We start from the raw sequence: 23767 nt of genomic DNA, 5'->3' as shown, positions 1-23767 counted from the left end.
AGCCACACCCAAATTCTTTATGTGGCTTTGAAAAATCCGGATCCGAAACTGGAAAGCGAGGACTCTGAGAGCGGCGAGGCTTCTCCGATATTGAACTATCTGAATTCAATGGGCGGGGATTGTGTGAATGTTGTCACCTTTGTACACAAATGAAATTCCGGGGATTCATGCCGGGGGGGCATGCCGGGGGATCAATCCATAGGTGTAAAGTTAAGGAACTGCTGAATTGTAAAAATATCCTTTTATAACATATGGTTGTTGTTTAAATAAAATGCAAGAAATGCCGTGTCGCAAATTACTTTTTCATTGCATCTCTCAGCACATGCTGATATTCCGGACTGTGTGAAAAAAACAAAATATCCGACAATCTCATAAGATCATATTTGGGAGGACTGTGCAATGATAAATAAACAGATTAAAATTGATGTCAGAACAGTTAAAAAGTTTTTCAAAAAAGGAAAGATCAGAAAAATAGCTGAAAAAACCGGTTTCATAAAGAGAAAACGGAAATTGGACGCATTCGAATTTTTCATATCGCTGACTTTCGGTTCGCTGACAACGACCACAATAACTCTGGGTGCCATAGCGGAAAATCTGTCCGAATGTATTTCAAGGGCGGGAATAAATGACCGTTTTAATCAGTATGCCATTGATTTTCTGACAGAAGTTTTTTCATTTTTTTTCAGAACGGCGACTGAAAACGGACATAATATCAATATTGACGTATTAAATCAGTTCGGCAGAGTGAATATTATTGACAGTTCGTCATGGGAGCTGCCCCCGGGCCTGAAATCCGCATTTCCGGGATATAACATTGCGGGTTGCAAAGTTCAGTTAATGTATGATTACAAAACCGGAGTGATTCAGCTGTTTGATATAAAAAAACAAACGTGTAACGATCAGAGTTATTCGAAGACACTGGGCGATCAGATCAGCGCGGATGATCTGCTTATTTTCGATCTGGGATATTCAATTGCGGACATGCTGAAAATAACTGATGACAAAGAAGCCTTTTTCATATCCCGTTTTAATTATTCCGGAATCGGTCTGTATATAAAGAAAGGGGAAGAATATGAGAGAATCGGAATCTCGGAGATATTGAAAAAGCTGAACGGCAATGAGACAATATTTGAATTCGAATGTTATACGGGAAACAAAGAGAAAAAGATAAAGATACGCTTTTTCGCAGTCAGAGTTCCGGAAGAAGTTGCAAACAAAAAACGGAGAAAAATGTGTCAGAATGCCAAAAAGAAAGGAAGAACCCCCAAGAAAGAATCACTGCGACTGTGTGAGTGGAACTTTATGATGACAAATATTCCTGCTGAGAAAACGGAGGATGTGAGAACCATCCTTGCATTTTATCCGATCAGATGGTCTGTGGAATTATTTTTCAAACAGTTTAAATCGGTATTGAACATTCATAAAACAGAAGTAAGAAACAATGAGGACAGGCTCAGGTGCGAAGTATTGGGAAAAGCGATAGTTGTGATGTTCATATCCTACTGTTATTCGAATGCCAGATCAGAGGCATGGCGGATACTCGGCGAAGAGGTAAGTATTGACAAGACAGTGAAATATTTCAGAAGAAACATAGCCGGTCTGACAGTGCTGCTTTCGGATTCTGCTGACAAAGCGGCAAAACATGTCAGGAAAATGATAGCAAAAATAACTGACACATGCCGGAAAGAGAGGCAGAAAAGCAGAAAAAACTCCCTTGATGTACTTATCGACGGAGCAGTTCTTGAAAACTATAAATATGTAAAGGTAAACCTCTCGGAACTCGGGCAGCCGGGTAAAGGCATGCCTCTGTCTTTCCGTCTTTTCAATCTGATAAATGTGAATTTATTTTTTGAAATCATACCGTTAGCAGGTTAGTTAAGTATCCTTAACTTTACACCTATGGCTGTTATCCGCCCTCACTCTTTTCAGAAATCCGCTGTTTTCTTTAAATACTTTCACGATAACAACGACACCTTCCGGAATCGGTTCCAACCTGTAATCTGTCACTCTGCCGATGATCTCATCTGTTCTCACGGTGACAGTGCCATCCTCCGGAATCATTCCTAACGTGTAATCTCCCATGGTGCTGACGATGTCGCTTTTGTCTTTTTCAAAGATAAAATTTACTTGGTCGCCCGCGCGCTTCTGACCTTTGCACTGGGGCGGGCAGTCTTCCGCATACACCGTGATCACATAGTCATTTATCTCTCCGCAGGTATCTAATCCTTCAAAGACATAGTAACCGTTTTCATCTGTTTTTACAGCATCCTCAGTATTCGCACATTCCGAATGGATGCTTACGAGAACATCTCTGAACGGTATCCCGTCGCTATCAACAACATAGCCCGTGACAGCACTGGGTTCCCTGCCCGGGTCTTCTTCCGGTCCGTCCTCGGCCGGGGAGAAAAAATCATAAGTGTTTTTTGAGAAATTCAATATAATATCAATGTATTGTCTCTGATTTGCCGCGGGAAGGACAAGGGTTGCCTGATTCATAAGCAACACACTGTAAGCAGGAATGTCGTATCCGGCCCGCTGACCTTCGGGAAGTGCGTAGTAAACATCGGTTCCGAACTCATCAGACCAGACAGAGACTCTGTAATCTGCCGCGAATCTGAGATCTGTGAATGCATAAAAGCCGTCTTCATCGGTGAAAGTACTCATGCCGGACATAATGCTTTCGGAAAACACATTCACCTGAATGCCGGCAATGCCGTGCCGGCCGTCATGCACCCTTCCCCGGATTCCGCATCCGGAGGCTTTTTTCAATACAAAATCAATGCTGTTCAGACCGCTTTCCCCGACGGAGACACGCGTGGCCTCACTTTGTCTGTTTTTTCCGTTGTAGAACTGATGATAATACTCACCTGGTTCGGAAACCGGCCAGACTGAAACCACATAATCCGAAGCAGACGGAATGGTTACACTGTAATATCCGCTCATATCTGTCACAGCCTCGCCTGCCATCATGTCTCCCGACCATACTTCGGCCCGGTAATGTGCCAGCCCTTTTCCGGTATCTTCCGCGGTTACCCGTCCGCAGATATAAGTTTCCCCGGGTTCCTCCTCCTGAAGTATCCTGAGAAGCGCTCTGACAGTCTCGGTGCCAAAGGGTGTGACGCCGCCATTGCTTCGGGTGTCTGCTGTCTCACCTGCGGTGCCGCTGCTCATGTTCCATGGCCGGAACTCAAATGAGGCCGTACCTGCATAACCGGTATCAGGTACAAATCTGATCCGATCCGAACTGCTGAGTAAGAGGGATTCCGCGGACATATCAACATAACGGCCCCCGGTATCAGCAACACAGGCCCATGTGTCGCCGTTATCAACAGAATATTCCCATGTTCCGTTGGTATTATCCGCGCCTGTTATGCCAATGCCTTCCAAAGCTTTTCCCTGGGCTGATGTGACATCGCCGTTTTTAAGGATATCTGCGACAATGTCCCCCTGGCTTGGTTCGGAATCTTTTTCGATTTCCGTAAGCATCGGTGTCCCGATCTCATCTGATAAGACCGGCGCTTCCGTGAGATTATTGATGCTGATGGTCAGCTGCTTTTCATAAATACCGCCGTCCCGGTCTGTGGTGCGGACACGGATGCTGTAGGTATTTTTTTCCTCATAATCAAAAATAAGATAATTGGGATAAAGAACGCTGAAAAATGAATAATTTATTTTTTTCATTTCATAAGGGTTATATCAATGACTATCGGGCGCATTCCCATTTTCCCGGTCAGCCCTGTAACTATCTGATTTATAACGATTCAGTTTTATAATCGTTTTAAGGGCAGATCAGTTAAATCAGTCGGTTGCATAATATACCGGGAAAATGGGAATGCGCCCTGACTATCTGCTGTTTAACGATGCCTTTGTATTTTCCAGGGGGCTGCCGATAAGATGCTTACGGGCAGGAAACCACTGGCAAGGCAGGCACGACTTATACGTTTCAAGCCGGAGGCACGCCTTTTTTGTCAACTACGAAACCAGCTTCGGAACGCCGACATTTTTTAATTTGTCTGATCCCAAATACGGAAATCCTGATGTGGACCCGGAAGAAGGCCGGACAGCGAAACGCGGCATCCGTCAGGAACTGCTTGACAAGAGACTCGATTTTGATATAGCATACTGATATTCTGAACTGGACAATGTGATTGTCTATGACTGGGAATATCCCCGCCAGCCCGGAGTGGAAGGAACCGGAGCTTATACAAACCGGGATGAAGCAGAAACTGAGGGAGCGGAGTTTGCATTTGGCTGGCATATCACAGACACCCTCATTTTAAGCGGAACTTATACCTATTGCGAATCCCGGAGCAAAAAAAACAGTGAACAATTCCGAACCCCTCAGATTGCCCGCAACAAAGCCAATCTGGATATTTCCTATACCCATGACAGATTTTCCTTTAATATTCATCCCTATTATTCCGGCCCCGGATTGCGCTGGAAAGGGGATATTGAAATGGAAGAATATATTCGGATCTGGCAGGGAGATTCAGCATCCGGGAAGGTCTCAGTCTTTACAGCAGAATCGAAAACCTATTTGATGATAAAACCGAAGAAGGCTCAGGATATGAGCAGCCGGGCCTTTATGCCATTATAGGAGCAGAATGGGATTTTAATTTGTGAAGCATCTGAGACTCAGACCTGCGGGGTTTTGAAAATTCCGCAGGTTTTTGGACTATTGCCGTTGTTGCAGGCACGGAAGGCACTTCATATTTATATGCAAGTTTTTTAATAAATACGGCTGAACAGGCTGTTTATTATTTCTTTCCATGCCCGCGGCAACCATATTTGAACTTAAAGAGAAAGGAAATTTTTTTATATGTCATTTCCGACACATTGTGATTATGTAATTATTGGCACGGGAATTCACGGATTAAGCACAGCCTGGCATTTGGCCCTGGAACTGAAAAACACCACGTCATCTTCATCAGGAAAGGATATCATCGTTGTTGACAAGTCCGGTATTGGTGCCGGTGCTTCGGGCATTGCCTGCGGCGTTATTCGTAACAACTATTTTCAGCCTGCCATGCAGGAATTAATGGCGCACAGTGTGGCCATTTGGGAAGAAGATGCGGAGAAGTACGGATTTTGGCCCGTGGGGTATATGCAGATATCGCCCGAGCCAATGCATGCGGATGCGCATGCCATTTATAAAAGGCAGCACGATATTGGCTATACATCTGTTTTCATCGAAGGTGAAAAAGAATGTATGAAGTATATGAAGGAGAACATATTTCATGACTGGCAGGCAAAAAATATCACTTCTGTCCTACATGAGAAAAAAGGCGGTTTTGCCAATAACACCAAATCACTGTATCGGTTGGCAGAAAAGGCGGAAAAAGAAGGCGTCCGAATTTTCAGCGGCGTGGAAGTGACCGGATTGAAAACCGGGAACAATGCTGTCACCGCTGTGGAGACCAATAAAGGGAATATTGAATGTAAATATGTGATTGTCTGCCCCGGTCCCTGGGCCAAATCTTTCTGGGATATGTTGGATCTGCCGGAAAAAATTGATGTCAAGGACAGAGAGGGGAAGATTCATAAAGATGTCAAAATGTGGACATATTACTGTCTTCAGGAAGGAACCCTCGGGGTGGACCCGTCCTTTGGTATGGATAACAATGGCAACAAACCGCCGGTGATACATGTGGATACGGACGCGCCCCTGTTTTCCAGTGAGGATGGTTCGCTGATCACAGATAAAATGTGGGGGCTTTATTACAAACCGGATTTTCATTTTGTCGGTATTCAGGGCGGTGCCGCGCCTTATATTGTTGATGAAGAAAATGTGGCAGTTGATCCGTATGGCATTGATTCTCCTTATTATGTTGTGGGACCTGAGTTTGCCCATATGTGGACCTCGGCGCTGGCACATTGTCAGAAACGCTATGAGGATCAGTTCAGATATTTTAAAAAAGAACCCTCCGGCGGGCTCGGGGCTTTCACACCTGACAATTTCCCTGTTTTTGATACTTTTTTGGATAACTGCTATCTGATTGCGGATTCAAATCATGGTTATAAAATGATCGGTGTGGGCAAGCTTGTGGCAAAAGAGGTTCTGGGCAAAAAACAATCCCTTTTGGAACCGTTCAGATTTGATCGGTACAAAACCGGAGAACTTCATCCGGTTTCACATAGTCCGTTTCCCTGGAGTTAAAAAAAGAGCATGTTGCAAAGCGGGGATAACAAAAATTCTCCCTGAGGGGGCAATACTGTTGCTTAAGCGCAGGTGAATTTCTCCGGAGTGCGAAAAATGCTTTTTCGCAATTGCAAAAATAAAATTTTTGCACTCCGGATCCGCCCGGAACTTCTTAAGTCAACACCATTGACCTGAGGAGGGCGCGGGGGAAGACTTTTTCTGAGTGATCAGTGATGGGACTTCTGAAAAAGGGTGGTGTTCTAAAACTGGACTTGTCCCAATATTTACAGAATTGATTCAGAGAGTTATAAAGTTTAGCTCCATTTTTAGAACACTACCTGAAAAAGCTCCCCTGCCCCCTCAGCGGGGGTTTCCCCGATGTCGTGGATATGCCCGTTAAAAGACGGTTTTCAGGGAGGTGAGATATTGGAGATTATTGTATTAGTCAAACAGGTTCTGGCAACGGAAACAGCGGCAAATCGTATTGAAGCCAATTTTGGGAACTGTTCGGAAGACACCGGCACATGGATTATAAACCCCCATGATGAAATCGCTGTGGAAGAGGCATTGCGAATCAGAGAGGCCCATGGCGGGAATGTGACTGTCGTGTCTTTTGGGAAAGAATTTGCAGTTGATACTGTCCGACAAGCATTGGCAATGGGAGCAGATAAGGGGGTGCTGATTCTTGATGATCTCAGCGGAGATTATCGCGACAGTGTGTTTGTGGCTCAGGTCTTTTCACTGTTTTTGAAAAAAATGCCTTTCAGCATTATCCTTGCCGGAAGCAGATCCGTTGACGGAAACAGCTTTCTTGCGGGACCGGCACTTGCTGAAATGCTTTCTGTTCCCTGCCTGTCAATGGTTGTAAAACAGGAAATCCGGGGAGATATTATCCGTTGTCATAAAAGAACCGAAAACGGAAGAATGATTGTGGAAGCACCGCTGCCGGTGGTGATCACCGCTGCCAGCGGACTGAACTCCCCGCGCTACACAACTGTCCCGGGTATAAAGCGTGCGGAAAACAAAACAATCACAATCCTCAGCCTCTCGGACATCGGTATGGATAAAGACATGTCTGCCTGCTCATTATCAAAAATTGTGGCATTTAATCCGCGCGATAATAAAAGATCGTTAAAAATGGCAGACGGCAGTTCCCCCGAGGAAAAAGCCCGTCGGCTTGCGGAACTTTTACAGCAGGAAGCCGGTGTCATCTGAGAATAAAGCCCCTGTTCCCAGGTTCTGTCCGGGAACGCATTCCCGGGGGCCTGCCTTGCGTGACATCTTCACATGATCCGTCGGTCGGACAATGACACACAAAGCAAAAGCCTCTGAGAATGTGTTCCCAGACAGAACCTACGAACAAAAATTTTCCTAAGAGCCTATCAGCCACAAAGGCTCAAAGACACAAAGTGACACAAAGAAACTTCGTGAACCTTCGCTTCTTCGTGTCTTCGTGGCAAAAAAAATCAGCCACAAAGGCACGAAGACACAAAGTGACACAAAGAAACTTCGTGAACCTTCGTGCCTTTGTGGCAAAAAAAAATCAGCCACAAAGGCACGAAGACACAAAGTGACACAAAGAAACTTCGTGAACCTTTGTGCCTTTGTGTCTTCGTGGCAAAAAAATCAGCCACAAAGAGACACAAAGAAACTTCGTGAACCTTCGCACCTTTGTGTCTTCGTGGCAAAAAAATCAGCAACAAAGTGACACAAAGAGACTTCGTGAACCTTTGTGCCTTTGTGTCTTCGTGGCAAAAAAATCAGCCACAAAGTGACACAAAGAGACTTCGTGAACCTTCGTGCTTTTGTGTCTTCGTGGCAAAAAAATCAGCCACAAAGTGACACAAATAAACGTCGTGAACCTTCGCGCCTTTGTGGCTTCGTGGCAAACAACAGCCACTTATGATTACTCATATTCTTTACTTTTCAAACACGCTCTAAGAGAATTTGCGGAGAAAATCTAATGTCAGAAAATCTGCTTGTCATCGCGGAACATGATAACAATAAATTCAGTACCGCAACATACCAACTTCTCAGCACAGGACATATGCTGTCGGAACAGATAAAATGCAGTCTGTCTGTGGCCGTTTTAGGAAGCATAACACCCAAAGCATTGAATGAACTGGCAGAATATGGTGCTGACAAAATTATTCTTGTGGAAGATGAGAAGCTGAACCAGTATGTGTCAGATGTTTATACCCATACCCTTTCAGCCATTATTACACAGGAAAATCCCCTGCTTGTCTTACTGAACAGCAGTTTTGCAGGTAAAGAACTTTCAGCGACACTCGCGGCCCGGGTCCGGGCAGCCGTTGCAACCGAATGTATGGCTGTTCGCAAGACAGATAAGGGATTTGAAATCTCCAAATTCATGTATGGCAGTAAAATTTCAGCTAAAATCGAATTATATGGAAAACCGGTCATTGCCGCCATGCAAACCTCATCTCTCAGCATTGTCAAATCCAAACGGGCAGGGCGAATTGTGAAGCTGAACATATCCGTGCCTGAAACAAAATTCAGAATTGTCAGACAAGAAAATAATACTGAAAAAATTCCGCTGAGTCAGGCAAGGGCCGTGGTTTCAGGCGGCAGGGGAGTCGGCGGATCTGATTTTTCCGTTCTGGAGCAGCTTGCAGAAACCCTGAACGGTGCGGTGGGAGCATCTCGGTCAGCCATAGATGCGGGCTGGCGTCCTGTCAGTGACCAGATCGGTCAGACAGGAATTACTGTGTCTCCTGATTTGTATATTGCCTGCGGAATCTCCGGTTCGAGTCAGCATATTGCGGGTATTGCAGGCTCCAAAACCGTGGTGGCGATCAATAAAGATTCCCATGCCCCTATTTTCTCAAAAGCAGATTACGGCATCAAAGGAGATTTGTTTGAAATCATTCCCTGTCTGACAGAGGTCTTAAAAGCCCGTAAGCATTCCGGGGGCAATGCTGGGCGAGAAATGGAAAAACATAAAACCAAACAAATCAGCCAATATCAGCAGCTTAAAACAGACTGAAATTTCAGGTCATGTTCGTAGTTCCGCGTTCAGGCGATCTTTGTAAAAACAAATACCTGTACTCATAAGACAGACCCTCTGAACGCGGAACTACAAATTTTTTCGATCTGCTGAATATCAGTATATCGAAAAGATTTTTATCAAACTGTCTCCGACCGCAGTCCCGATAAGCACCAAAAATCCATGTCCGCTCCGTTTTTACAAACCTTATTATCCTGAAAAATTCCCGATCATCTGATAGTTTTCACATCTTTTCCAAGGGTTTTATTCTTTCTGCTGAATGATATGCCCGAGGTTCTCGGACGTGTTTTTCCCATACTGTCCGTATAACATATTTCCTAACAACCCTGAATACCATGACCTAGGCGTGTCTCTTCAAAACATTGACCGTGGATTCGGTATCACAATACTTCTGTGTCACATTTTTAAAATCAGCTTTCGCATAAAACTCCTTCCTAAAAATTTTCAGTAAAAACAGTAAGTTTATCCTCATATTATTATCTCATATTTTCCGAAGTGCTTTAATATCAGCTTTATTTACAATTTCCCATGTAAGAATAAAAAATCTCTCAGCAATATGAATAGCTATTTTCTATGATAGTTATCATAAATATAGATATTATCAAATTGACAAACCTGAAGCGTTGATATATTCAAGATTATTCTTATTAAATTTCCGATCAGGTGTATCTTCATGTTTGCATTTTTCAGCTTTGGTTTCACATGAGTGGGCTTTCAATATTCTACCCGGGTTTGGTAGCACTGGGGCAGGCTGAAAAAGCGCGTCATCTTTCTCTTCATCTTTCTCTTTCTGAAAATGCCTTATTTTTTAGGCATATTACCCAGTTGATCCATGCGGTATCAGATATGAGTCAGACCTGGTCCGTCTGAAAATATCACTTTTTGCTGTTTTTTGCCTGTCGGAGGGGGCACAAAAAGCGGGCAGATAAAAGTAAGTGATTCAGACGGACCAAGTCAGACCTGATATTTCTAAAAATTTAATCAAAAAAATACCGATAACACCTTGAAGTCGCTATGACTGGCAGGCTGTCAGCATGATATACTTACAAGCACTCTCGGATAGCTCCATCTGATATGTATTCAGAAGAGATCATTTCAGCAGAGATTTGGTTTAAGAAGATTTCAAAAAAAGGGGGGAATGAATTTGATTCACTTTGTTCATCGATATCCGAAATTCGACAAACAATTAAATGTGCTTCGCAAATCTGGAAAAAAAGGTGCGATTGCGGCAAAAAAAGCCGATAAAATTATTGATAAACTCATGCAGGGAGTCCCTTGTTTTCGCATTGGAATATTAACCAAAAACGGGGAGTTCAGACTGAAAAATTGCATAAAATATGATTTGGGCAACGGCTATCGCCTCATTACCGTAAAAGAAAATGATCATTTGTTTTTACTGTATATCGGAACCCATGACGAATGTCATCGCTGGATAGAGAACAACCGAGGCTGTCAGCCTGAAATTACAAAAACTCGGACCCGGACCTTTTTAATCAAAAAAAACAGAGCGAATTTTCATCTAAGGCAACACTCTGAAAGAGAACCTGATGAGACAGAGGCAGATTTTTTTAAACCTGTCGAAGAAAAACATCTTCGAGCCATCTTTAGCGGCCTATGCGGAGAATAATTTATTTTATAAGCTGAATCTTTCAGGAGGAAAATTTATGACCGAAAAAATCAAAATTAGTAAAGAAAGAAAAAGTACGTTTATGGATAGTGTGAAGGAAATATTACCGGAGCAGGGGCATCTGAGCCTTTGCCTGACCTGTGGCGCGTGCGCCTCAGGATGTCCTGCATCGGGTCTGGAAAATATGGACCCGAGAAAATTTTTACGAATGGCCACCCTGGGTCTGGATGATGAGATTGCCGAACATCCCTGGGTCTGGATGTGCAGTCTGTGTGAACGTTGTGTATATGTCTGTCCCATGAATATTAACATACCCGGCTTAGTCTATAAAGCCAGACAACTTTGGCCAAGAGAAAAAAGACCCAGGGGCATTCTTGGTTCATGTGATATGGCACTGAGAAATCAGAGTTGCAGCGCAATGGGAACACCAGAAGAAGATTTTCGCTTTGTGGTGGAAGATGTTCTTGAAGAAGTACAAACCACTCAGCCGGGATGGGAAAACCTCAAAGCTCCGATAGATAAAAAAGGGGCCCATTTTTTTCTCAGCCAAAATTCCCGTGAGCCGGTAACAGAGCCTGATGAAATGGTTCCTTTGTGGAAGATTCTTCATCTTGTCGGCGCGGACTGGACCTATAGCTGTACCGGATGGGGCGGTGAGAATTATTGCATGTTTCTTGCAGATGATGAAAATTGGAAAAAGGTGACGCAAACCACGCTGCAATCTGCAATGGATTTAGGATGCAAGGTTTATTTAAATACAGAATGCGGTCATTCCACCTATTCTGTCTGGATGGGACAAAAACGCCACGGCATTGAAACAGATCTGGAAATTGCCCCTATGGTGCAGTATTATGCCAAATGGGTTCGTGAAGGAAAATTAAAGCTCAACTCGGATTGGAACAAGGATTTAAAAATCAAGTTTACAGTTCAGGATCCCTGCCAACAAGTGAGAAAAAGCTTTGGCGACCCCCTTGCGGAAGATCTGCGTTTTGTGGTAAAAGCATGTATTGGTGAAGAAAATTTTATGGAAATATTTCCCAATCGTTCTAATAATTATTGTTGCGGAGGGGGAGGCGGATTTCTTCAATCCGGATATACTGATGCCCGGCACCAATACGGCAGACTCAAATTTGACCAGATTAAAGCTACGAACGCGGATTATGTGGTAACACCTTGTCATAACTGTCATGCTCAGATCCATGATTTGGGAGAACATTTTGAGGGAAAATATTATGTCATTCATCTGTGGACATTGATTGCCCTTTCCCTCGGAATCCTTGGGGAAAATGAGCGGGCTTATTTGGGACCGGACTTATTGGAAGTCAATCTTCCACAAGAAGCATAGAATATTTGTTGTTATTCAAAAGACTTTATCGGAAGTAAGAATCGGTAAATCGAAAAGTTGTCGGGTCGTCACAGGGCAGACAGGACCGACGGGGAGAAACCCGGCTTTTTCCGGAGGGGGAGGTGCCCTGTCCGGGAAAAAAGCCGGGTTTCTGTGCTGTCCCGCACACATCCCGGAAACTTTTCGATCTACTGAGAATCGGTGTCCGAAACCAGAAACAAGGAGTGCCAAACTTGCAGTTTGGCAAGATCAGAAACAAGAAGAGTGCCAAACTTGCAGTTTGGCAAGGCCGCTTGTCAGGGCAGGTCTCAACAGGACATTCCAAAAACATTGCCAAACTGCAAGTTTGGTACTCCGGAAGTTTGGCTACTTATTTCCGATAATGTCTGATTAAAACATTCTGATTTTATTTTTATTCTTAAAGCCGGAGCTTTTGTTTTCCATAATCGGGGAAAAGGATACGCCCTCATTTCTATTGAACTTAATGTTTATCCAGGGGGGAGAAAAAAATGCATCCGTTACATATATCGGGATTAACCCTAGACGAACTGAGACGAAGGCGGCTAAAAAGTCTGATAATGTCCGAAAAAGCCATTCGTGAATATCCTGGAGAATATCATCAAATCAAAAATCAGCTCAATTATATTCTCACGCATTTAGTTGATGTGAGTGAGTATTTTTCCATGGCGTGTTCATTGGCAGCCGTACTTAAAAAAATGGGGAAGGGAACGCTCTTTTATGAGTATTATTATGAAAATCTTCATCCGAATAAGTTCGGAAGAGCCAGGTATTTCAGAGCAACATGCGGAGACCTGCTTGAGCAAATCAATGAGTTGAAAAAATGGCGGAGTTCCAAACATAAACTGACACTGATAAAATAATCGCTGATGGTGGGTTCCGCTTCGCTCCACCCACCCTACATTTCTACATTTCGGGCAGATTATTTTTTGGAAAATTCCTATTTTCTGCGAAATTTCAAAACAGGAGGAAAGCATTGAACATGCGGCTTTTAAAAAACATAGAAATTGTAATGGTGTGTGTCATGGTTCAGCTAATGGTTTTATCGTCTGCCCTGACAGCCGCACCGGTTGTCGGTATTTACTGCGGCAAGGGGGTTACGGCCGGATATTTGTGGCATGCATACCCGCTGGAAAGCCGTAATATTCCCATCTGTTTTTTCACGGAAAAAGATGCCGAATCCCTGAATAATGTGGATGTGATATGTTTTCCCTCGGGCGGCATGTATAAGCGGCATATCTCTCTGACAGGCAGGAAACATCTGAAACAGCTGATTCGGGAGAAAGGTGTGGGATATCTGGGAACCTGCGGCGGAAATGTATTTGGCTGCAAACTCGGACTTCTTGACGCGGACCTGATGAAAGCAGAGCAGGGATATCCTTTTGGTGTTCAGATAAACGGTTATCCTGAAATGAAAGTGGAGGGTCAGAATTCCGAATGTCATCCTGCCATGAAAAATGCTCCTGATATGATACGCCCGTTTTATTACTGGGGACAGGTGTTCACCCGTACCGGGCCTGATGTCACGGTTCTTGCGACATATAAACAGATGGATAACTGTTTTACATTTGACGGTATCTTGTATCAGGGAAAATCTCATGAAAAAATGTCGGGCCGACCCGGTATGATTGCGGGTCAGTATGGCAAGGGCAGGGTGATTCTTTCGGGTCCCCATCCTGAACTCGGAGAAGAACAGCTTTTTACAGATTGGATTTACTATTTGTCAGGCAGCAGACATGATTCAGATCAGCTCTGTAAAACAAATTTCACACCTTCTGAAACAGCGATTCAATCTGATTCCCGGGCTTCCGGAAATACTGCTTTATCTGTGTTAAAATCACAGATCGAATCATTTAAAAAAGAAGTCGCTCCTTATGAAAAAACCATCCGCCCTGATTATGAACGTCGCTGGAAACATGGCATTACAACCGGTATTCCGATTTTTGTGATTTTCACGGATATCTGCGACCGGTTAAAGACCATTGAGCAATCCATAAGCTTTTTTGAAAAGCATCCCGAAGCTGAACAGACGGTTTTATCAGAGCCGGTGTCTGAACAATATGTCCGTCAGATCAGAGATGCCCGGAATAAATTTTCAGATGGGGTTTGTCATCTCGAAAAATCCAGGGAAATTCTCAGAAAGATAGAGAAAAACATATCAGATAAAATTGAATGTGATCGTCTGAAAAAAACTTTGTATTCAGCATCTTATAAAAAGCTTATTTCTGATTTCAAATCTGTGAATCTCTGTCTGATAAGACTTGATCATCATTTCAGGAGCAGGGGAAGCGTTGGGTCAAGGGGGTCGGGCAGCGCCAACCAATTGTAAAATCAGCAGAATCATTAAAATTATAGGTATGTTCAGGGGCTATATCGTACTTTTTACCATCAAAAAAGGAGTTACAGACGTTCAGCGTCGGACCGGTCACCAAGCCTTAAACCAGAAAGGTTCCGGGAGGCTTTTCAGCTTTTTAAGTATAGCTTTTAAAAAAATGTTTGTCGTTATCAAGGCGTGTTGTGTGCGAAAAACCGCTTTGCTCTGTTTTCGCACTCCGGATAATCTGTTTCTTAAAATCTGTATAACGCCTCTTTTGATGGTGAAAAATGCGGCATAGCCCCTGAAAACGCCTGTAATTTTAATAAATTTAATGATTTTACAATTAGTTAGTATGGCCCGGCCCTAATATCTGATATCAACCCTCAGGTGCCTGATACGTCTGCTTTGCAGGAACAGACACAATCTCTTTTTCAGGATACCGGAGTGCTGTGAGTTTTCCGCCAAACACGCATCCCGTGTCAATATTGATCGTATTATTCAGCCATTCAGGTTCCGGAACCGGCGTATGACCATAAACCACCATGGCCTTCCCGCGGTACCTGGCCGCCCAGTTGTGATGAACACGCGGGCCGAACACATCTGTCTCACCGGAAGTCTCCCCGAAAAATGCAAAATGTCTGACACTGCCGGAAGCCCGCCCCTGCATCTCTGCTTTCATCCCCGCATGAGCCACGACTAATTTTCCATCGTCAAACACATAATGAGCAGAAAGACCCCTGACGAACCGCCGAACCTTTTCCTGAAACACAGGCGGTTCCTGTTTCATTTGTTCCAAAGTCTGTTCCAGCCCGTGACTGACGATGACATGCTTTCCTGAAAATTTTCGCATGAGTCTGTCCTCATGGTTACCAGGGACGCAAAAGGCTGATCCTGTTTTTGTCATAAGCATCGCCAGATGCAGAACCGGCACAATTCTCGGGCCCCTGTCAACCAAGTCCCCGAGGAAAATCACCTTTCTTCCCCGGGGATGCGTGACGGTGAATTCCTCTTTGCCTGAGGAACGGTTCTCCCTGATCTCATATCCCAGCTTTTTTATCAGAATCATCAGTTCATCAAAGCATCCGTGGATATCGCCAATAATATCAAACGGCCCGTGTTCGTTTTTTTTATTGCTCCGCAGAGGCTCCCGCCTGATCAGTGCATTGTTTATCTCCCCGGGCGTTTCCATAACATAAATTCTGCGAAACCCCTCTGTCTTCAGCCTGGGAACAGAATTTTGCAAATTTTCCCATTGCTGCCGGATGATCGCTTCGTCAAAATGCCGGTCCGAACGATTTCTGTGCCGTTCCAGAGAAATGTTCAATGGCAGATTCAGCACAAGTGCCACAGGCAGGAAGTGATATTTATGTGCAAGTGCGAGAAGGGATCTGCGGGCCTCATGCTGAACATTGGTAGCATCTGCAACCGTCAGCCTGGCTTTTGCAAGACGCTTCGCGGCAATGGAATGCAAAATTTCAAAGGCTTCCCGGGTGACTGTCTGATCATTTTCATCATCGGAAACCATGGCCCGAAAAAAATCAGATGACAAAATTTCAGTGGGCTTAAAGTGTTTCCGGGCAAATGTTGATTTCCCGGAACCGGAAGTTCCTATCAGAAAAACCAGGGAAAGCTCGGGAATTTTTATTTTCATAACAATATCTCCATATAAATGATCATCCCCCTGCGACCACAACAACGCATGAAAGTCGGAGCAGATGATCTAATCACAAATCACTGAAAAGTAGTTCACATTTTTTCCGGCCTGTGAAGCAATTTGCAAAATTGTTTTACAACAGAGTGCAAACTGACAAATAAAGGATGCTCTTTACTGTGAAAATACATTGTGAAAAGCCGGGTTTTTTATCTGAAAATACTTTCATGGCCGGGGGCGAAAAACCCGGTTTTTTCATGAGCCTTTATTATTTTTTCATATTTTTTCCCATAGCAAAATACCTTTAATTATGATATACAAATCACGATGATAGTATGACCAGATCGAAAATTTTTCCGGAGTGCAAAGAATCACTTCGCTTGCAAAGTAACTATGACTGATTATAACGGATTTTGGGAAGACCCCCTTCGACAGGCTCAGGGTGGGGTGATGAAAATGTCACAAACCGGGCTGACAATTGCGATCCCATTTTTATTCCGTATTTTTTTTATGACTTAAAAATCAGCCAGTTAAAAAATGCGGGGAACAAAAATGGGATCAGCTTTTTCAGAGTCTTGGAAACATTTTCATCACCCCAGGCTCAGGGTGCGGACCAGCCTCCCCAAAATCTGTTATAATCAGAAATATGAAATTATTATAACTTTGGGAAACGAATATGAAAATTCGTTTCGGGCATTGATTTTTGTTTCAGCTATTTCATCAAATTATTGTCCGAACCCGGATTTAGAGCAAGCTAAATCTGTCAACCTCCTGATTTTATAAATCTTATAAATTATGGTTCAGATATATGGCCCAAATAAAGATCAAATCCGAAATTATTTAGCCCCTGATCCTGAAATTTAAATTGCTTTTAAGTGATTAAATGTTTAATTGTTTAAAACAGACCATGGCCGTTACTTGATAATCAAGTTTTTTGATCCGACCCGGTCAGAAACCCTGTCATTTCTACGAAGGCAGGAATCCGTTTTTTGCCCATACAGCGAACCCGGGAACAATGGATTCCTGCTTTCGCAGGAATGACAAAAAAAGCTTGATTATCGAGTGTTAAGTTATTTTAGAAGGAATCGAAAATGCGGAGATTCCCTCTGTCCTGTTATTATAACTCGATATTCAAGTTTTTTATGCTTGACTATATAAAAACAGTGGTTTTCAAGGACTTAAAAATTTGATGCAAATATTCTGTTTTAAAATTTTAAAAACATAACCTATTGAATTTATTGATTGCTATATAAGATTCCAGCTTCAAAATTACCAATAAATTCAGTCAACAGAAAAAAACTTGAACATCGAGTATAAACATCTTTTTTAAAAAATTCGGAGTGTTTCTGGTCTGAATATTTCAGGTTCGGTAACGGGACCCGGAGCGTCCTGGAATGCATTCCCACACAGAGCGTGGGAACGAGAAGCGAAAATATGAAAGGAGTGATCCCTTTGAAACCAAATAAGCCTGCACAATCAGAAAATACCCCCAGAAGAAAAACAATCATTCGCAGGATCATCCTGTGGTTTACATTGCTTATTCTCGCCATCGTCGGCAATGCTGTCCATTCAACGCTTGAGGAAAATAAAATCGCTGATCAGCGTGTTTCCAATGAGTTAAATACCCGAATCAAGGCTGCCGATTCCACCTTGAACTATGTACTGGAAAAACTAAAGAGCATTTCAGGAGATATCAGAAAACAGGGGCAGGCTTTTGCTGACTTTTCAGATCCGAATAGCTTCAGTTCCATAACAGATAATATCTGCACCATTGCCGAAGGCCATATGCAGGCGGTTGACCTGATCTTTTTTTTTGATAAAAACGGCACCCTGCTGACAACAAATCGGACAAGAACAGATGTGGGGGACCCTTCTTTTTACACTCCTCTGATCAGGGATACCCGGGAAAGGGTTGGCATAGAAAATATACCCGCGGCCATTTTACGGTATCAGCAATTCCCCGGATTTGAAATCATGCCTGATACCGGCCTTGTTCTGGGCTTTAAATCTGTTATTCATCTGCGGCATGACACCGGCGATCTTTTCGGCCTTATGGTGCTGGTAAAACTTATCAACGGAAACAAAAAACTGGCAGCTCAGATGGCAGGACTTTCTGAAGCAAATATCATTTTCTATGACAGGGAATATAACCCGGTACTGACCAGTTTTACAGAATCTGACATACCATATCCCACGGACGGAATCCTTTCCCACGGGGAAAAATCCTATTTTACCATTGTAAAAAATATAACAGATTATAAAGGCCGGACCATTGGCGAACTCATGGTGGCCATTGACAGAAAGCCATTTCTGAAACAGCGGATCGAACTGCTTGTGAGCAACCTGCTGCCCTTTTTTGTGTCCGTGGTCATTTCTCTTACCATTTTCTTTTTGCTGAAGAGAGTCTTTGACAGAATCAACCGCCTGATCGCTGCTCTGCGTATGGTGGCAAAGGGAGAGGGGGATTTAAGTATCCGCTTGGAGATTCCGCCTGAAAAAATGGCAAGTAAATATCTTGATGAAGTTGAATATATGGGTATTGATTTCAACCATATGATGGACATATTGGAAGAAGTCTATGCGCAGCTGGTCAAGGCCAGAAAAGAGGCCGAAGCGGTCAACCGGGCCAAAAGTGAATTTCTGGCCAACATGAGCCATGAAATAAGAACACCTATACACGGCATCATCGGTATGTCAGAAGTGGCCCTGGAGACGGGCCTTGACAGCAACCAGAAGGATATCATCACCACGATCTGTACCGAGGCAGATTCCCTGCGTTTTCTTATTGATGATATTCTTGATTTCTCCAAAATAGAGGCCGGAAAGCTCATACTTGAAGATATCCCTTTTGATCTGAGAACTGTGATTGAGGATATGGCGAACAGCATCGCACTCAGGGCAGAGGAAAAAGGTCTTGAATTTATCACATTTTTGTCTCCGGATGTTCCGTATGAACTTATCGGTGATCCGGGCAGGCTGAGACAGATACTGATCAATCTTGCAGGTAATTCCGTGAAATTTACGCATAAGGGGGAAGTTTATGTCAAAGGAGAGCTGATCGAAGATTTAGGAGACAAACTCAGACTCCGTTTTTCAGTCAAGGACACGGGTATAGGAATTCCGAAAGACAAGCAGGAAAAAATTTTTGACAGTTTCACCCAGGTGGACGGCTCAACCACGAGGTCTTACGGAGGAACCGGTCTGGGAACCACCATATCCAAACAACTCGCGGAACTCATGGGGGGAAAAATCGGTGTTGAGAGTGAGATGGATAAAGGAAGCACATTCTGGTTCACTGTTGTTTTTGCCAAACAGACACAGCAAAAATTAGCTGTCCGGGAAACGAAGGGGGTTGAACTGAGTAATCTGAAAGTGCTGGTGGTAGATGACAACCGGACCAACCGGTTTGTTCTGCTGGAACATCTCAGGTCATGGGGCTGCAAACCAGCGGAAGCATCCGATGGCAGCGAGGCTTTGGCGCTTCTCAAGGATTCGATCCTGTCAGAAACGCCCTTCAGCCTGATATTGACAGATTTCCAGATGCCTGAGATGGACGGTTTTGATCTGGCCCGTAAGATAAAGGCTATAAAAGCGTTGGAAAAACTGCCGATCATTCTTCTCACGTCTGTCGTGGGCATCAGAGATGACAGGCGTTGTGAAGATATGGGAATCGAAGGATATTTAACAAAGCCCATCAGACGAAGAGAACTTTATGAGATTATTGAGTCGGTTCTGGGGACTCCTGTGACAAAGGAGGTAGGAGATGCCCCGGAACTGGTTACGGAAAAGACTGTAACCGAGGACTACAGAAAGGAGATCCGAATTCTTTTGGCTGAAGATTATCCGACCAATCAGCAGGTCGCCATAAGGCATCTGCACGGCGCGGGATATCAGGTTGAACTGGCGGAGAACGGTTCCCAGGCAGTGGAGGCCTATCATGGCCAGCATTACGACCTTATCCTGATGGACATACAGATGCCCGGAATGGACGGTTTTGAGGCAACCCGGGCCATTCGGGAGGCAGAACTTGAACGTGCCAACCCGCAGTCCGCACCCCATGTTCCCATTGTGGCAATGACCGCGCACGCCATAAAAGGATATAAAGAGAAATGCCTCGAGGGGGGAATGGATGATTATATCACCAAGCCCCTGAGACGAAAAGAACTTCTGGCGATGGTGGCAAAATGGACTTCACCAAAATCAGGTTCGCAGCCAGATGAAATTTCTATGGGGTCCCGGGGACCTGATTCGGAAGCTGGCGTTCCCAATTCAGAAGCCGAGGAAGTTTCGCTCCCTTCTGAAATAAAAGAGAATACAGCCAGTTCTTCCAAAGAGGATGTTTCTTATTCGGAAGCCGAGGAAGTTTCGCTCCCTTTTGAAATAAAAGAGAATACAGCCAGTTCTTCCGAAGATGATGTTTCGGATTCAGAATCTGATGAGCCGCCCATGGATTTTGAAAGAGCTTTGGAGGAATTCGAGGATGACAAAGCGTTTTTGAAAGAGGTCTCAGAGGAGTTTTTGGAGAATGTCAGGTCTCAGATTGAAATCATGCGCCAGGCCATCGCCGACGGAGATTATGAGACGCTCGGGAGAGAGGCGCACTCCATTAAAGGCGGTTCCGCAAATCTGGCTGCTGACAATCTTTCAGGCGTTGCGCTTGAACTGGAAAAAATCGGAAAATCAGGCAGCCCGGAAGGTGTCTCCGAGGCGATTGAAAAGCTTGAAAAAGCATTTTATCGTTTGGAAGCGTATATCATGAAAATTGAATACTGAAAGCCAATTTTCAATTTTCAATTCAATTCAAAGCGGAGCGGAGTGTTAATTTGCATAAGCATGATGAAATATCTTCCACTGAAAGGCTTCTTGATCTTATTCGCGGCCATAGTGGTGAAAACTCGGGACTCGAAACTCAGAAACCTGCCATGGAGAATCCGGTTTCAGATTCCCGGTCTCCGGTCTCCGGTTTCCGGGACAGTCTCAGGAAAGTACTTTCCTTTGGCAGAAAGCAAGTTACCATAGGTGTGGGAATTCGTCCGGATGAACTGAGACTGATAAAAATCAGGCATGCTTCGGACCAGAAACAGGAATTGCTGGATTATCTGACCATACCGTTTAAATCAGATCCGAATCACTTAAAAGCAGTGATAAAACGTTTTTGTGATTCCCCCAAAAAAAATCCTGATATTTGGAGTTCTGTTTCCACGTCCGGTTTTCAGATTCGCCATATAAAAATACCCAAAGTATCCAAAAAAGAAATTGCCAACGCGGTTTATTGGACATATAAGAAACAAAATGCCTTTGACGAAAAAGAAAAAATATTTGACTTTGAAGTTCTGGGAAACACTGTTGAAAACGGAATTGAAAAAATACAGGTGATTGCCTATACCGTTCCCAGACAGCATGTTGAAGAATTAAAATCTCTTTTTCTTAAAAGCGGGTTCCCGCTCACAGGCATATCTGTTCATCCTTTTTTCCTTCAGAATCTTTTTAAAGTGCGGTGGATTAAAACAGATAATAAAAATGTGTGCATCCTTCATATCGGAATGAATCGCTCCCGCATCGACATTTTTCTTTCAGATGGAAATCTTGTGCTGTCACGCAGCTTTAAGGCGGGTATGAACAGCATGGTTGAAGCCATTAAACAAAAAATGAACAAAGGTCATTCTCAATCCTCTGCCATGTTATCAGATACAGAGGACAGCAGCATGACCCAGCATATTAAAACCCCCCTGGACGCCAGGTCTCTGCCAAAGGCACGTATTGAAACAGAACAGACCCGGGAAATATTTTTCAGATTTATTCATGTGTCTTCTGATATGAGCACACTCCCCAAGTTTTCAAATCCCCTCACAGGGACATGGACGGATATCCCGGAAGAAGATATATTTGAAATGATAAAGGCCCCTTTGAAAAGAGTGGCCAGGCAGGCTGAAATAACCATTAATTATTACAGATCAAATTTTAATAATCAGGATGTGGGGAAGATTTATATATCTGGCCAGATAAGTATGCGTCAGCGTTGTGTTGACTATATTTGTGATTATCTGGATATCCCCGGAGAACCTGCTGACCCCTTCGCTGTCCAGGAAAGCAGCGTGCCTGATCTCATCCGGGTAACAGCAGAGAAAACTCTCCCTGAATCGCCATCGGAAAGGTCCGCTTTTGCTCCGGCAACAGGTATGGCCCTTTCTCGCAATTCATTTACCCCTAATTTCATTTTTACATATAAAGAAAAAGAAAAATTCGCAAAGATTCGGCGAATAAATCACGCGATATATGCCTGCCTGTTCTTTATAATGCTCCTCTGTATCGGAACATATTACTGGCAGGACATGCTTGCTGTAAGTAAAACCAGCAGATTAACCCGGCTTAAATTGCAGATGGAAACATACCGTCCGTTTATGGATAAAAATCTGATATTGAAAAAAGCAATTCAGATAAAGCGGACAAGACAGACGTTAAAAGCATACAGCAAAAAATACATGATGATGGCAATCATCAGTGAACTATCAAAGCTGACCCCTTCCAATATCCGTTTGCTCAACTTTACCGCAGATATTGGCAGAATTGCGGAACCCGGCAAAGAGGGCGCGGAAAGAACAGCTAAGGAGAAGCCGGTCGTGATCCTGAACGGTGTCATAATGGGAGATGCCGGGACTTTTGAAAGCTCATTGGCGAATTATCTGGCAGGGCTGAAAAAATCTCCGATATTTGATCAGCCCGTGATCAAAAACAGGTCTGTCGGATTCATTGAAAGTCAGGAAGTTCTCCAATTTACTGCTCATCTGAAGCTTTGAAAAACGAGCCTTAATCATTGTCACCCGATGGTCAAGTTTTCTGAGCTGATTTCGACAAAGGGCTGTCATTCCTGCTTTCGCAGACTTGGGCGTGAGTTCAGACTTTGGCGAGTTCAGTCGAGTCTTCGAACGGAATGACAGAAAAAACTTGATGACCGAGTGTCAGCAGATGGGAAAAAACCTTTTAAAATATGGTTTGAATATTGCAGACGCGAAACCTCATATGCTTCCTGATATTCGGAGGAGGAATTTCCGCTTTTATCTTCCTGGTGATCTGGCCCTGCCAAACGACGCTGAGTAGTATAGATTCTGAAATCAGGAGGATGGAAACTAAAATTGAAGAACATAAAATACTCCTCCCTGTTTTTAATGATCTGTTGAAAAAAGACAGGCGGTTAAAAGAGCAGATAAAAGACTGGCCTTTTCTTCCTCCTTCAAGCTCTGACGGATCTGTTGCTGAAATAAAACCGACAATAAATGACACAGATAAAATTTCATCTGTTTTTCAAAAAATTGCTCAAAAGAATCACTTCAGGATCGAGGCGATTCAACCGGATGAAAATTTATTATCTGATAATTCAAAATATTTGATAATAAGAATTACCATGAGAGGAAAATTTTTAAATTTATACAATTTTTTGATTCAGACACTTAAAATACCATATATGGCACATATCGAACAGATTCAGGTCCAGGCAGACCAGGAAAGTGAAGGGGATACTCATAAAATCAGTCTTAAAATATGGCTGGAAATTCAATGATGAGTTGTCAGTTACCAGCTATCAGTGAAAAGTTATCTTCGGACAATTATGAGTTTAATAACCAGTTAAAATAACTAATGATAA

At 43.5% G+C, this 23767-nt stretch carries 13 protein-coding genes and 1 pseudogene; 12 read left to right on the top strand and 2 right to left on the bottom strand.

Translation table 11 applies throughout. The annotated features are described in order from the left end of the window. Positions 1-399: 399 nt before the first annotated feature. On the top strand, positions 400-1875 hold the full coding sequence (locus dnm_RS08945) for an IS4 family transposase (RefSeq protein ID WP_207679109.1): 1476 nt from the start codon (positions 400-402) through the stop codon (positions 1873-1875). Here the strand turns inward: dnm_RS08945 and dnm_RS08940 are convergent, their stop codons facing one another. After that, complete coding sequence (locus dnm_RS08940) at positions 1876-3681, bottom strand: carboxypeptidase-like regulatory domain-containing protein (RefSeq protein WP_207682321.1); 1806 nt, start codon at positions 3679-3681, stop codon at positions 1876-1878. Positions 3682-3826: 145 nt separating this feature from the next. Here dnm_RS08940 and dnm_RS30835 point away from each other — a divergent pair. The 8 genes and pseudogenes from dnm_RS30835 (at position 3827) to dnm_RS08895 (ending at position 14486) form a co-directional block, all read left to right on the top strand. Beyond that, positions 3827-4597: pseudogene (locus dnm_RS30835) on the top strand (TonB-dependent receptor plug domain-containing protein). Positions 4598-4819: 222 nt separating this feature from the next. Next, a complete protein-coding gene (locus dnm_RS08925; protein ID WP_207682318.1) occupies positions 4820-6157 on the top strand; it encodes an NAD(P)/FAD-dependent oxidoreductase in 1338 nt (445 codons plus the stop codon). A 360-nt stretch (positions 6158-6517) separates the two neighbouring features. Next, positions 6518-7354 (top strand): electron transfer flavoprotein subunit beta/FixA family protein, encoded by an 837-nt coding sequence (locus dnm_RS08920; protein ID WP_207682317.1) that lies wholly within the window; start codon positions 6518-6520, stop codon positions 7352-7354. A 748-nt stretch (positions 7355-8102) separates the two neighbouring features. Beyond that, the gene (locus dnm_RS08915) at positions 8103-9146 is read left to right on the top strand and encodes an electron transfer flavoprotein subunit alpha/FixB family protein (protein WP_207682316.1); all 1044 of its coding nucleotides are present in this window, start codon (positions 8103-8105) and stop codon (positions 9144-9146) included. Positions 9147-10305: 1159 nt separating this feature from the next. Then, positions 10306-10794, top strand: a complete 489-nt coding sequence (locus tag dnm_RS08910; RefSeq protein ID WP_207682315.1) for a hypothetical protein — start codon at positions 10306-10308, stop codon at positions 10792-10794. Positions 10795-10831: 37 nt separating this feature from the next. Further along, positions 10832-12139, top strand: coding sequence for a (Fe-S)-binding protein (locus dnm_RS08905; RefSeq protein WP_207682314.1), 1308 nt, complete (start codon positions 10832-10834; stop codon positions 12137-12139). A gap of 509 nt (positions 12140-12648) precedes the next feature. Beyond that, complete coding sequence (locus dnm_RS08900) at positions 12649-13020, top strand: hypothetical protein (RefSeq protein ID WP_207682313.1); 372 nt, start codon at positions 12649-12651, stop codon at positions 13018-13020. A 119-nt stretch (positions 13021-13139) separates the two neighbouring features. Beyond that, positions 13140-14486, top strand: a complete 1347-nt coding sequence (locus tag dnm_RS08895) for a hypothetical protein (RefSeq protein WP_207682312.1) — start codon at positions 13140-13142, stop codon at positions 14484-14486. A gap of 364 nt (positions 14487-14850) precedes the next feature. On the opposite strand, the gene dnm_RS08890 is transcribed toward dnm_RS08895, so the two are convergent. After that, positions 14851-16125, bottom strand: coding sequence for an AAA family ATPase (locus dnm_RS08890; RefSeq protein WP_207682311.1), 1275 nt, complete (start codon positions 16123-16125; stop codon positions 14851-14853). 1452 nt (positions 16126-17577) lie between these two features. Between dnm_RS08890 and dnm_RS08885 the strand changes: the two genes are divergently transcribed. The 3 genes from dnm_RS08885 (at position 17578) to dnm_RS08875 (ending at position 23683) form a co-directional block, all read left to right on the top strand. Beyond that, positions 17578-20898 carry a hybrid sensor histidine kinase/response regulator gene (locus tag dnm_RS08885; RefSeq protein WP_207682310.1) on the top strand — a complete coding sequence of 1107 codons (3321 nt, stop codon included), beginning with the start codon at positions 17578-17580 and terminating at the stop codon, positions 20896-20898. A 50-nt stretch (positions 20899-20948) separates the two neighbouring features. After that, positions 20949-22922, top strand: a complete 1974-nt coding sequence (locus tag dnm_RS08880; protein WP_207682309.1) for a type IV pilus biogenesis protein PilM — start codon at positions 20949-20951, stop codon at positions 22920-22922. 323 nt (positions 22923-23245) lie between these two features. Further along, complete coding sequence (locus tag dnm_RS08875) at positions 23246-23683, top strand: hypothetical protein (RefSeq protein ID WP_207682308.1); 438 nt, start codon at positions 23246-23248, stop codon at positions 23681-23683. Positions 23684-23767 lie beyond the last annotated feature (84 nt).

Source organism: Desulfonema magnum, from assembly GCF_017377395.1.
GTDB lineage: Bacteria > Desulfobacterota > Desulfobacteria > Desulfobacterales > 4be13 > Desulfonema_C > Desulfonema_C magnum.
The sequence above is the reverse complement of the archived record's forward strand: the minus strand, read 5'-3'. Positions and strand labels throughout refer to the sequence as shown.